Source organism: Runella rosea (assembly GCF_003325355.1).
In the GTDB taxonomy this organism is placed as follows: Bacteria; Bacteroidota; Bacteroidia; order Cytophagales; family Spirosomataceae; genus Runella; species Runella rosea.
In genome coordinates, this window is record NZ_CP030850.1 from 2,919,015 (window position 1) to 2,932,125 (window position 13,111).

Annotated in this window: 8 protein-coding genes; 6 read left to right on the forward strand and 2 right to left on the reverse strand. The window is 46.6% G+C overall.

Features of this window, described 5'->3' with window-relative positions; translation table 11 throughout:
* Nucleotides 1-295 precede the first annotated feature (295 nt).
* The 6 genes from DR864_RS12230 (at nt 296) to DR864_RS12255 (ending at nt 9,005) form a co-directional block, all read left to right on the forward strand.
* Nucleotides 296-2,542, forward strand: a complete 2,247-nt coding sequence (locus tag DR864_RS12230) for a ligand-binding sensor domain-containing protein (RefSeq protein WP_114067249.1) — start codon at nt 296-298, stop codon at nt 2,540-2,542.
* A 58-nt stretch (nt 2,543-2,600) separates the two neighbouring features.
* Entirely contained in the window at nt 2,601-4,820 is a 2,220-nt protein-coding gene (locus DR864_RS12235) for a ligand-binding sensor domain-containing protein (protein ID WP_114067250.1), read from the forward strand.
* Nucleotides 4,821-5,234: 414 nt separating this feature from the next.
* Complete coding sequence (locus tag DR864_RS12240) at nt 5,235-5,888, forward strand: DUF3885 domain-containing protein (protein WP_114067251.1); 654 nt, start codon at nt 5,235-5,237, stop codon at nt 5,886-5,888.
* Between the two features lie 256 nt (nt 5,889-6,144).
* Entirely contained in the window at nt 6,145-6,882 is a 738-nt protein-coding gene (locus DR864_RS12245) for a DUF4240 domain-containing protein (protein ID WP_162793763.1), read from the forward strand.
* A 624-nt stretch (nt 6,883-7,506) separates the two neighbouring features.
* Nucleotides 7,507-7,941 (forward strand): MarR family winged helix-turn-helix transcriptional regulator, encoded by a 435-nt coding sequence (locus tag DR864_RS12250; protein ID WP_114067253.1) that lies wholly within the window; start codon nt 7,507-7,509, stop codon nt 7,939-7,941.
* Between the two features lie 233 nt (nt 7,942-8,174).
* Nucleotides 8,175-9,005, forward strand: coding sequence for a pirin family protein (locus DR864_RS12255; protein WP_114067254.1), 831 nt, complete (start codon nt 8,175-8,177; stop codon nt 9,003-9,005).
* Nucleotides 9,006-9,152: 147 nt separating this feature from the next.
* Here DR864_RS12255 and DR864_RS12260 read toward each other — a convergent pair whose 3' ends face one another.
* On the reverse strand, nt 9,153-10,601 hold the full coding sequence (locus tag DR864_RS12260; RefSeq protein ID WP_114067255.1) for a Gfo/Idh/MocA family protein: 1,449 nt from the start codon (nt 10,599-10,601) through the stop codon (nt 9,153-9,155).
* Nucleotides 10,602-10,958: 357 nt separating this feature from the next.
* On the reverse strand, nt 10,959-12,839 hold the full coding sequence (locus tag DR864_RS12265) for a sialidase/neuraminidase family protein (RefSeq protein ID WP_114067256.1): 1,881 nt from the start codon (nt 12,837-12,839) through the stop codon (nt 10,959-10,961).
* Nucleotides 12,840-13,111: the final 272 nt, after the last annotated feature.

A 13,111-nucleotide genomic window follows, 5' to 3' on the forward strand; every position in this document is an offset into this window, starting at 1 on the left:
TCTTAGAATTGTGAAAGTAAAATTACACCCTTATTTTGGGGAAACCGTCTCAAATTGCGTAAATATATCCTCAAATCGCGCAAATTATCAAAGAAGTAATATATCCTTAATAAAAGCCTATAAACCATTGTAAAACTATCATTTAGCCATAACAATTCGTTTATAAACTAGGGACATTCAGCTGTATCACTCCTCCCAAAAAACAAAAATTCCCCTATTCGCTAAAATTGACGCCTTCTCAATAGCCTTCCCCCGGTCGAACGAAGTAATATCTGTGCATGACACCCAGCCAAACATGAAATCGTTCCTCAAAAAAAGTATCTTAATCTTCCTGTTTTTGCCGTCTATTAGCGATGTCAGCGGTCAAGTCAGTCCGCTTTCTTCTTATCAAGACACGGCATTTTGGCAGGAGTTTCACGAAGCGTACCCCGTCCGTCCGTCGGCTTCTGCGCCCAATGAGGTCCGCAGTATTGCCGTCGACAAAAATGCCAACGTGTGGATTGCCACCGCAGCGGGGGTGTTTGTAAAAAAAGCCAACCACTCCGCTTGGACCGCCCTCCCAACCGAGGGGCCACACGGGCCCGCTTTCTCCGTCGCCGTTGACGCCGAAAATGTGGCGTGGGTGGGTACTTGGGAAGGCGTTTATCGGTCACGCAACCAAAAACTCGAACGCCTCTCGGGCGTAGAAGCACCCATCTCGGCCCTATGCCCCACGCAGGACGGATTGGTAGCCATCGGCCCCAAAGGAATCTGGCAATTTGATGGGCAGCGGTTTGTAAAAAAAGACTGGGAAGTTCCTCGTTCGGTGCGCCATGCCATGACCGATACCCAAGGAAATTTATGGCTCGCAAGTGACGTTGGATTATATAATATTAATAAGGTAGAAAAAACCAGAATTTTAAGAAACAAAAATGAGCTTTTGAGTGCATATATAAAAGGTAGTGCATCAGATACTCAGCAACAAATTTGGGCAGGGGGCTTGGGTGGAGTAACCGTCCTTCAAGAGGGCAAAAAAATACGAACCATCACCCCCGCCGAAGGCCTCCCCACTGTGTACGTCACGTGCGTCAAAGCTGCCCCCGACGGTACGATGTGGGTCGGCACCGAGAAAGGCGTGGTTCGTTATTATCCAAACGGCACCCACTCATTGCGTTTTACGCGCCGTTGGCTACTCGATGACCACGTGGTTGACATTGATTTTGACCAAAACGGCAACGCTTGGATTGCGACAAAAAAAGGGGTGAGCGTCATCAAACGCCAACAGATGACCTTGGCGCAAAAAAACGATTACTTCCACGATGTACTCCTCAAACGCCACATCCGGGCCCCTTGGATTGCGGGCCAATGCCGCTTAGAAAAAGCGGGCGACTTGACCACTTGGCAGCCCGAAGACGACGACAACGACGGCGAATACACCGGCAACTACCTCGCCATGGAGTGTTTTCGGTACGCCGTTACCAAAAGTCCCGACGCCAAAGAAAATGCCAAAAAGGCCTTTGGATTTCTGAAATTATTGCAGGAAGTAACCGATACCGAAGGCTTTTTTGCCCGTACAATCGTTCCTGTTGATTGGAAAGGCGTGCTTCATGACAAAAACCGTAGCTTTTCGCCCCAAGAACTGGCCGACGAATTGGTCAAAGAGCCGCGCTTCAAGCCCGTGGAGGTGCGTTGGCGGAAGTCCAAAGATGGAAAATGGCTCTGGAAAGGCGATACCAGCAGCGACGAAATGTGCGGACACATGTTTGGCTACTATTTTTACTACGAACTGGTGGCCGACGACACCGAAAAAGCTCTCGTACGCAAGCACGTGGCGCGCATCGTGGATTACCTCATCAAACACAATTACAACTTTGTCGATATTGACGGAAAGCCCACGCGCTGGTCGGTGTGGTCGCCCGACCAACTCAACCGCGACCCTGAATGGGCCCCCGACAAAAACCAAAACTCGATGGAACTGCTAGGTTTTCTGAAATTGGCGCATTACATGACCAACGACGATAAGTACCAACGCGAGTACCTGCGACTCATCGAAAAGGAGCATTATCTGGAAAACATGGCGCAGGTGATTCACCAAAATCCCGCGTGGTTTATCTATTTTGATGTGGTATTGCAGGCGTACATTTATCCGATTTTATTGAAGTGTGAAAAAGACCCGCAGCGGTTGGCTTTCTACCAAAAACACATGGACGAATGGTTTGAAAAACGCAAAGCCGACCAAAATCCACTCATCAATTTTATCTATTGCTATTCAAGAAACGAAAAAGTTGAACTCGCCAATTCCGTTGATTTTCTGGTCGATACCCCGCTCGACCTCATCGACTGGCCCATCGACCATACCCAACGCGAAGACCTGAAAATTGTACGGACGCCCGTGCTGGAAGACCAACAGGTGAACATCCTACAACCGGCCAGCATCCGCATGACCGTACGGTGGGACAAAAACCCCTGGACCGCCGCCGGAGGCGACGCGCACATCGAACGCGAACCTGTTTTCTGGCAACTCCCCTACTGGATGGGTCGCTACCTAGGCATGATACGATAACTTTCATTTATCAGTTAACATTCACCAATCCTATTTCATAACTCGTAATTCACTCAAAATGCGTTCAACCTCCTTTCTATTGCTGTGTTGTCTTGGATTATTCCTTTCGTGCAGCAAAAACACCACTACCCAACCCGTCTACGAAGACGTACCCTTTTGGCAGGATTATAGCGTCAAATATTATTCAGAACCCACCAATGGCACGTTGCTTTCGGCGTTCAGCGACCGCAACGGTGTCGTTAAAATCCTGTCGAGTGCCGGCTTATTTCAGCCCTACGACGGGCAGTTTTTGTACCACGGCAAACTCCAAGCCGACGGCACCTATCGTCCTTTAAAAGACAAAAAAATCGCCGCATTGGGTGTGTACGAAAATCAATTCGTGTTTTTGGACGACAAAACCGTGTTGAGCAATGCCTGGGCTGGCAAGCTTTTCTCTAAGCATGCACTTCCTGCTTCACGGATTTTTGCGGGCGGAAAAGCGTTTACTTTTTTGGTTTCAGACGGTAAATCACTGCAACTCCTCAAAGATTCGACCTCGCTCTGGAAGGGCGATTTGGGCGGCGACGAAGTCGTTTCGATACGTTACCAAGCCGACACCGATGCTTTTTGGATCTTGGGTAAAAAATCATTGCACTCCTTAGTGGGCAATCAACTGACCAACGCTTTTCAGGGTGCCGCATTTACGGCCTTTGACATTACCGACGACGGCAAAAAGCTCTTTATCGGTACGCCTGACGGCTACATCGAATGGGACATTGCCACCAAAAAACAAGTGGGTGAAATCCGTAAAAAACTTCCGTGGACCGAAATTACGGCCGTGGATGCCATCGGCGATAAAGTGTGGTTTGGCAGCACCAACGGCGCTTTTGCGCTGCGCACCGACGGCAAATTTGACTACTACAACGGCGAGCGCTGGTTGCCAAGCAACAGCGTCGTTCATATTGCCGAAGGCCCCAACAAATCAGTGTTGGTGTTGACCACGGCAGGATTGGGTCAGATCTGTTTCAAACAAATGACCTTGGAAGAAAAAGCCATGTATTACGAAGAGCAAGTACGCAGTCGCCACATCCGCAACGGTTTTAATGCCTCTTTGGACAACATGGAAAAGGGAAACATCGCCTCTGGCTACCTCGCCGACTCCGACAACGACGGTTTGTGGACTTCGATGTATTTGGGTGGTGAGATTTTCCGCTACGCCGTGACCAAAGACAAAGATGCCCTCCAAAATTGCCGCGAAGCGCTAGACGCGATGGAGCGCCTCTACACCATCAACCCCGTGCCCGGGTTTCCATCGCGGTCGTTTGAGCGGAGCGGGTACATTCCACAACTCGCCGACCCAGAGCGCTGGCAACACGCCGCCGACCCCGAATGGGATTGGAAAGCCACCACCAGCAGCGACGAAGCCGTGGGGCATATTTTTGCGTTCGGAGCCATGGCGGAGCTGATCGACGATCCCGACATGAAAAGCCGCGCCATTACGCTGATTGACACCCTGATGGGCCACATCGTAAAGAACAATTATTACCTCATTGACTACGACGGCAAACCGACCACCTGGGGCCGCTGGAGTCCCGAATACGTCAATGCCATGCCCAAAAACGTGGGTGATCGTAAAATCACCTCGTCCAATATCACGGCGATGCTGCAAACCGCCTATCATTTCACCAAGAAAGAAATCTACAAAGAGAAGGCGCTTGAGCTAATGCAAAAGCACGGGTATTTGGAAAACCTCATGCGCCCCATGAAGGAAATCGGCCCCGCGCCCGGCGAAGCCGACGACCTCAGCAAACTGCTCTCCGACGGCTGGAATCACTCCGACGACGAAATGTATTTTGTGAGCTATTGGGGGCTGTACCGTTATGCTTTCAACGACACGCTCAAAGCCAAATACAAAGAGGCCATCATCGACCACTGGGAAATCGAACGCCCGGAAAAAGAAGGAGCTTGGAACATTTTCACGGCTTTGACGGGCACGTCAGAATTTGACCTCAATGAAGCCGCTTGGTACCTAAGAGAGCACCCCCTCGACCTCATCGACTGGGCCATCTCTAACAGCCACCGCAAAGACGTGGAAAAATTAGCGCCCAATTTCCGCAACCAAACGCTCAAAGAAGTGCTCCCACCCGACGAGCGCCCGGTACAGCGCCACAACGGCAACATGTTCCACCTCGACCGCACGGGCAGCAACGGCACCTCCGAGCACAGCGCCGGCGACATTTGGCTCCTGCCCTATTGGATGGGCCGCTACCTAAACGTCATCAGCGCCCCGAAGAAGTAACTTTCTATACATAGCAAAAGGGTTGCAATCGCTTATTTAATAGGCAGTTGCAACCCTTTTTCATTATCTCTATTTTGTCACCCTGTAAGGGTCTGCTTTTCGTACCATACCCGCCACTTCTCTCCCCGACCTACCGCTTGATAACTATTTATGACACGACTTGCTGAATGGCATAAAAACGGGTAGCTTACGTAAGGAGAAACATGTTTGAAATACGACTCAAAACCTTTGTAGATTGACTTTTAGTGTGGTCAATGGGTTGGTACATCTGATATTGACAACATGAAAAATACAATTCAAATAGTTCAATAAAAACTTGATAAAATTAAAGTAAACACAAAGAGTACGGCAAAACTTTCGCATATTTGAGAGTTATAGGGCATTTTAAAAGACGACCGACAGAAGAAGAACAAAATGTTAAGGCAAGAATTACAATCATATTTTGATGCAGTTTATCCATATTCCAAAATCGACACAGAACATACGCTCGGTGGACAAGTTCATATTCAGTTTGAACTTGGAGAGGGTAAAGAAAATGGGACAATTGAGAGGGTATATCAGTCGACAGACAGAGCTTTGAAGATTTTCAACGAAACATTTACGGACCCGACACACGAAATTTTCATTCTAATCTATGAATACCAAGGCGAAAATGTTTTCAACACCTCAAACGACTATTTACACAAACAATTTCCACCCGAGCTGTTCGAGAAATTCTACAACCAATTGGAGACAGTAAATACTCGCTACTTCACGACAGACGATAACGGGAATGATGTTTTAGAAAAAGAAGAAGTCAGAATTATAATTGGAAAACTACCTGTTAAGGACATTAACGTAAAAAACATTCTGAACGGAATTGCAAACACAGAAATGGGTTTTGATCTAGGCATAGACCAAAGAATTTTCTTTTTCGACCCACTAACCGACAAAGCATTTCAAATGTATGACGACAGAGGTTGTTATGTTTGGAGCAATAACGCTGACAATATTCGTGACATTTACATCAAACGAAATGACTGGATTGTTGAATATCACAGACCTGAAATTGAAGAATACTTTAAATAATGCCAAGAAAAATGGCTTATAACGGCAGTTTGGCAAAATGGCGGCTGAAGTGCTTCTATGAAACATTTCTGCAAGGTTCAATGACAGTAATTCTATTGAGCATTTGTGTAAAACTGAACATTTGTACTGCGATTTTCGCCATTCGGCAATCATAAAAAAACTATCAGCAGACATTTTAAAACCAATTTCGGTGGACTTAAAGAAAATGTTTTTGCGATTCTGGAACAGTTTTTTGAAGAATGATAATAAAATAAGTATGACTAAAAACTTAATTTTCCAAGACGACTTCTCAAATAAATTTTGGCGTGTTTCTGTTGAAAATTCAACTTTAACGGTAATTTATGGACGCATTGGAACGGCGGGGCGTTCCGATTCAAAAGAATTCCCATCTAATCTTGAAGCTGAAAAAGAAGCTAATAAATTGATTGCTGAAAAGTTAAAAAAAGGATATGAAGAAGACAATAATATCAATTTTAGTGAGGCAGACTTTTGGAACATTATAGAGCGTGCAAAAAAATCCTCAGAAGGAGATTATGAATATCAAGCCGACTTATTGACAGAACTACTTCAAAGTCGACCAATTTCTGAAATTATTGAGTTTGATAATATTTTTAGCGAACTTCATCGTAAATCATATCGTTCAGACTGGTGGGGAGCAGCATATTTAATAAATGGAGGCTGTTCTGATGACGGTTTTGACTATTTTAGAGCATGGGTTATTTCAAGAGGTCAGAAAGCATACTATGAGGCATGGAAAAATCCCGAAAGTTTATTGAAATATATAAACGAAGACAATATTGGCGAATGCTACGCTGAAACTTTAATGTATTCTGCAAGTATAGCGTATGAACAGAAGACAGATAAAGACGATTTTCATGATAAAACTTATTCCCTTCCTTTGCCAGAAATTGTATTTGATTGGCAAGAAGACGACGACAGTTTACAAATTAAGTTTCCTAAATTATTCAAAAAATGTAAAGATTTAGGTTTTTGAAATTGATTTTGTTCCCTTGGCGGTATCCTCGTCACCAAGCCCTTCCCCCACTCAGTTTTGCAGGTATTTCACACCTGCAAAGGCTAAAGTTCTTAATTTCTCTTCCCCCTTTATGGCTTTGTGGAGCTGTTCGACTCGGCCTTCTAGCGAATCAAGAAACTCCTACTTTCGACGCTTTTCTACGTCAGTTTCGCGCAATTCGTTTTTGATTTTCATCCGATTTCATCCGATTCAGGACCGATTGCATAAAACGCTATTCCTCCTCGTTTCTTGGCCTAACAATCAATTCCATAACATCCATTTTGTTTCCCATAAATAACAATTATTAGATAAATATTCGCCCTTGGTGATACTCTCCCCGCCAAGTACCTGCCTACAGATAGCTCCAGCCTGAACAATAAATAAAAAATATCTTTGCGAATGATTTTTGCCCAGTACGTTGGAAGCATCATTTTGCAGAGATAACCTATAAAACCTGTGCCATGCGGCAAACCATTATGCCACATTGTAGGGCGACTCAACCACCGACGATACCCTTTCAATTAACTGATAATGAGAAATTTAAAATATAATTTGGCTAGCAAAAAAATATTTTACATTTTTGTTGCGTAATTAACAATCTACATGGAGTCATTTCAGTTTGAAACATCTTTCGGAAGAGCTTTAGGTATGGCACATACGGCTATGTTTAGGCATTTGGCAAAGCTGATGAAAGAAAAGAATTTGCCGATTACTCCTGAACAATTTAGCGTTTTAACTCACCTATGGCGAAATGACGGTCTGCCACAAAGCGAGCTGGCTGTTTGCACCAATCGAAATCGTGCCAATGTTACCCGAATCATTGACATTCTAGAAAGGGAAGGCATTGTGGTACGCAAAGACGACCCAAACGACAGGCGAGTATTCAGAATTTACCTTACTGATTTGGGTAAAAAATTGAAGAATGAAGCTGCCAAGTGTGCTCAAAAATCAATTGAAGATTCATTGGATGGTGTATCTGAAAATGACAGAACCGTCGCTTTGAGTGTGTTCAAAAAAATAGTAGATAATGTAACTTAAAAAAATTTAAACTAAATGTTGCGTATTTATCAATATACTATTAAACTGTTTGTGATTGTACAGTTTATTGTCATATCAAATTTTCGGGTGGCTCAATAAGCAATTACCGAAAGCAACAGCCTACTATTCTACAATAAAATAAGTACTAACAACCTGTTCTGTGTGTATTGCTTCTATCAATCTTATTGAGTAGTTGGGCTAAATCAATTTTAAACTTGTCAAAAATAAAAAAGATGAAAAAGACAGTTACAAAAAAAACAGACCTACAATTTAAACAAGCATTTTCGGGCTTAAAGGGCGTGGATATAATGGCACATACTTATCCAATCGAGCCAATGCTGGTTTTTACCGAGTACCACATGAATATGCCTGTATTTGGCCCACATCCACATGCAGGAATTTCTGTAATGACCTATATGCTTCCTGATAGTCAACAAGGTTTTATCAATCGTGATAGCTTGGGAGATTTTAGTTATATCGAACCCGGCGGGCTTCACGTTTCACAGGCAGGAAGCGGAATGTTTCATGATGAATTTCCAAAAGAGACTGGCATAGACACCCACGGATTTCAGATTTGGATAAATCATAAGGAAACTGACCGTTGGGTTGTGCCAAAGGCAATTCATGCTAATGCCGATGAAATTCCAGAAGTTGAGACAGATGATTACAAAGTCAGAATCGTACATGGTGAGTTTGACGAAAAATATAGCATATATAAACTGGTGACGGACATTAGCATTTTACATATTTTCCTGAGGCCCAATAAATCCATATGGCTTAAAGCCGAGGAAATGGCCTTCGTTTATGGCTTAAAGGGTCTTTGTACCATCGATACGACAGAAGCACAAAATCAAACACTTGTTAATTTCGGCAAGGACGGCAACGAAATCGAAATCAAAGCAGGTGCAGATGGATTTGAATGTATGTTTTGTACGGCAAAACCACTCAATGAACCCATTGTATATGGTGGCCCATTTGTTATGACAACCGATGACCAAATGCGTAAGACACAACAGCGACTTGCAAATGGTGCGATGGGTGAACTGAAACCTTATAAGTCTTAAAATGAAACAATCTACGGCGTAAAAATTATCCATAGTTTTTTTTCTCTGGCTAAGTTTTACAGATAAAAAACACCCGCAAAGACATAAAAAAGGGCAGTCTCCAACGTTGGAGACCGCCCCGGCAAAAGGTATAGTTAGGGATGGTAATTAGAGATTTAAGCTCCAGCCTTCGCGGTACTCGCGCTTCACAAACTGATTGGCTGGTTCGTAGTTGGTGATTCTCATGTTGGGCGCGTCGTAGTACAGCTTCTTGCGGCCGTTGTATTTATCCACGGTACGTTTGGCGGTTGGGTTGTCGCGGAGCATCCAACTGCGAAGCGCCAAGTTTCCAATCAAAATACTTTCGGTAAACGGTGCCGCGTATTCAAACGGCGAACTCGTCACGCCTTTACCGTGGCCAGCGATACAGGCATTAACCCACTGCAAATAGTGGTTTTCGTCGGGAACGCGGGCGATGGTTTCGGGGATATTGAGCGTTTCGTTGGCCTTCAGTGGCAACAAACGCGGTTTGGCTCCATAACAATCAGCCATCAGTTTTCCTTTAGAACCAATAAACAACACCCCGCCGTCGGAGTTGCCGAAGCTCTCACCGGGCAATAATTCTTCGGGCAGTTCGGGCAAAATACCGCCGTCGTACCAGCTTACCTTGATGTTGCCTTTGCCGTCTTTGCGGGGATAGTCCAAGTGAATCGACGACGAGAACGGCGTCCAGTCGGGGTTATCGTCCTGCGGGCGAAGCGTAAAGGTCCAGGTGCCAGCCACACTACACTCAACCGAGGTGGGGTAATCAATCGGTAAAATTCGATAAATCGGGTCCATAATATGGCAAGCCATATCGCCCAAGGCACCCGTACCGTAGGGCCACCAGCCACGCCAGTTCCAAGGTAGATACGCTTCATTGTAAGGCACTTTTTTGGCGGGTCCGAGCCACAAATCATAATCCAGTTCTTTCGGAATCTCAAAGGTTTTATCGGTCGGTACGGCTTGCGGCCACACGGGCCGGTTGGTCCAAGCCAATACTTTGTGTACTTCGCCAATGATCCCCGAATCGTAGATTTCTTTCATTCTTCGCACACCGTTTCCTGAGCCGCCTTGGTTGCCCATTTGGGTCACAACCTTGTATTTTTTGGCGGCCTGTCCCAAAATCCGCGCTTCATAAATGTCGTGCGTGAGGGGCTTTTGCGTGTATACGTGTTTGCCCAACTGCATCGCGGCGAGGGTGGCTACGGCGTGGGTGTTATCGGGCGTGGAAATAGAACAGGCGTCGATGTTTTTGTTTTCTTTAGCCAACATTTCCCGAAAATCCTTGTAATAAGTGGCTTTCGGAAATTTGGTGCGAGACTCCACCGCTTGCCGGTCGTCTACATCGCAAAGAGCCACAATATTGACGTTGGGACTGGCCGCAAACGACGCCAAATCGCTTTTCCCTTTGCCCCCAACCCCAATCCCGGCAATGTTGAGTTTGTCGCTCGGGGCAACAAAACCTTTGCCCAGTACGTGGCGTGGAACAATGAAAAACGACGTGGCCGCCAGAGAAGAGGCTTTGATGAAGTCGCGGCGGCTATTGGAATCAAGCTTGATTTTTTGTTCTTCCATGATAACAAATAAAATTTTGAGGTTTAGGAACGGAGCGTTGACGGTATACTACTGAATAACAAGGGAATCGTACCTGTATTTTGTCCAAAAAATTATCTATTAACTGATGTATGCCTTTTTTTATGTTCAGGCAGACGTAATGTGTAATGTTACCGGGCAGACGTAATGTGTAATGTTACCGGGCAGACGTGATGTGTAATGTTACCGGGCAGACGTGATGTGTAATGTTACCGGGCAGACGTGATGTGTAATGTTACCAGGCAGACGTGATGTGTAATGTTACCGGGCAGACGTGATGTGTAATGTTACCGGGCAGACGTGATGTGTAATGTTACCGGGCAGACGTAAAGCCTGCCCCTACGGGTGTTTTATCAATACATCATCGACGTAAAAAACCGCCCGTGTTACGGGTTCATCAGCGCCAGCGAGCGGTGGGTGCGGGTCTTCGTTGGGCGATTTGCGGTTGGGCAAGTTACGGTAAGGGCCAGTGCGTAACGACAGGCGCTCTACCGATTTGACGGCTTCGGCCAAGGCCGCTTTTTCCAATACTTTTTTGCCGTTGATGCTCAAATCAAAACTTCCTGCCAATGTGGCATTGACCCTAAACGCCAGTTCGTACCACTGCGCTGGCTGATAGGTTTGTACGATTTTCTCAATACCTCCGTCAGCGACGATAATGTTGCCTTTTTCGTCAAACCGCACCCGCACGGGGCGGTTGCTGTAGCGGTCGGTGAGGTCAATTTCGAGCGAGCCGCTTTGGTTTTGGGCGGGTTGTACTTTCAACGAACATTCAATTTGTGTGCCTTCTTCAAACACCCGAATGGCGCGGGCGTAATCGTGCGGGTCTTTGTCCGACAATTCGAGACATTTTCCCGTGGATTTGGGCGTGTTGACCACCGTAACGGGTGCCCACAGGGGAGCGTATACGTTCCAATCTGGCACGCCGCCGTTGAGGTCGAGCGCGTCAAAACCATCGTTGACGTTGCCTTTGACCGCGTAGCGCACGGGCGTAGGCACGCGGCTGACCCAAATATCTTCTTTGTTCATGCTGTACGACAGCCACAGGTCATTGCCGGGCGGATTACCGTTGCCTTCTTCAATGCCGCGCACGTAGCAGGGGCCAAAGTCTTTCCAACGCCCAAAAAACCGACGCGGCGGCACTTCGCCCTGCACGAGCAACATATTGTCAAAAATAGCGCCGTCGTCGCCCGTGATGACCGTGAGCGGAAAACGGTGCTCGTCCATTTCGATGGGATTGTACGCGATGGCGTAGCGCCCGTCGTCGGTGCGCTGCCCCCACTGCTTGCCGCCCGCCATGGTCAGCGTCGGTACTTTGACGGGAGCCGAGAAGGTTAGACCCTCGTCGTCCGACAAGGCCGCTTTGGAGCGTTTCCACAGCGCCACCACTTTGCCGTCCTTGCGGTGGTAGTACGATAACGCCTGAATATCAAGCGATTTATCCAGATTATTTTTATAAAACCCATCCAGCCCAAGGTCTTCTTCGCGCCATTGCAACGTCATGAGTTTGTCGGCCAAAAGGGCATTGCAGGCCTCTAAAAAGCCTTTGTCGGTAGATTTTTGGTAGAACGGATAGCTCGTGTTCTTCTCGTTCCACTTCATGCCGTCGACGGTGGTGTGGCTGCTGTAACGGATAAAATAAATGGGACCATAGGTGCCGTCTTTGTAGGCCTCGCGCACCACGCGCCCGATGCCGCCTTCCTTAAAAGGCTCTTCGGTGTGGCCGTAAAAAGCCAATACCAACAGCCGCCCGTTGGGCGCGGTGTAAAAACCCATACGTTGGTGCATCATGTAGCCATCCGACCCCTTGGGAATTTTGACGCCCTTGGGAGCCACGTAGGGCGGAAACACCACCGTGGGTTTGCTCCACGTACGCCCATCTTTGGAGGTCACGACCAGCGTTTGCCCCGGCGCAATGTGCTCATCGACGGGGTTGCTGAGGTATTGCTGATAGAAGGTATCGTTCCAATAACACAGGTTGGAGGCGTGGTTGTAGGTCCATCCAAACCCATCGGCCAGCTCGGGGTGCGTACGATTGACGCGCAACGTTTGGCGACTCTCCACGCCTACCGCGTACCGCAACCTCCCCTCGTGCACCTGAGGGTCTACGCTTTCGCCGCCCACGTACCGCACGGGTTCGTGGATGCTGCCCGTTTGGGCCACCCCTATTCCACTGCCAAAAACCAAGGCCATGCCATACCAATACGCTTTGTTCATCATCTTTTTCAACAGGATTTTCTTAAAATGAATACTGCGACTAGGCGTTTTTGGGCTAGTGCGGCCTCTTTTTTCAGGAAACTACCGCTTGATAACTATTTTCTGACACGACTTGCTGAAGGGTGTAAAAACTGGTATTTTTCGGGAGGATTTGGGGGGATTCATGCTCTTTTTTCTGGGTGGGAAGGTTGATTCAGTTGAGAACCGCCTCCACAAAAGTAAAATACAAATAATACAATAAAAACTTGGCAAAGTTTAAATAAATACAAAAATCA

What these genes read in the sequence shown, in the direction of transcription:
- DR864_RS12255 (WP_114067254.1), top strand. Translation starts at nt 8,175, where the DNA reads ATGAAAAAGACAGTTACAAAAAAAACAGACCTACAATTTAAACAAGCA.
- DR864_RS12265 (WP_114067256.1), bottom strand. Translation starts at nt 12,839, where the DNA reads ATGATGAACAAAGCGTATTGGTATGGCATGGCCTTGGTTTTTGGCAGT.
- DR864_RS12250 (WP_114067253.1), top strand. Translation starts at nt 7,507, where the DNA reads ATGGAGTCATTTCAGTTTGAAACATCTTTCGGAAGAGCTTTAGGTATG.
- DR864_RS12245 (WP_162793763.1), top strand. Translation starts at nt 6,145, where the DNA reads ATGACTAAAAACTTAATTTTCCAAGACGACTTCTCAAATAAATTTTGG.
- DR864_RS12235 (WP_114067250.1), top strand. Translation starts at nt 2,601, where the DNA reads ATGCGTTCAACCTCCTTTCTATTGCTGTGTTGTCTTGGATTATTCCTT.
- DR864_RS12260 (WP_114067255.1), bottom strand. Translation starts at nt 10,601, where the DNA reads ATGGAAGAACAAAAAATCAAGCTTGATTCCAATAGCCGCCGCGACTTC.
- DR864_RS12240 (WP_114067251.1), top strand. Translation starts at nt 5,235, where the DNA reads ATGTTAAGGCAAGAATTACAATCATATTTTGATGCAGTTTATCCATAT.
- DR864_RS12230 (WP_114067249.1), top strand. Translation starts at nt 296, where the DNA reads ATGAAATCGTTCCTCAAAAAAAGTATCTTAATCTTCCTGTTTTTGCCG.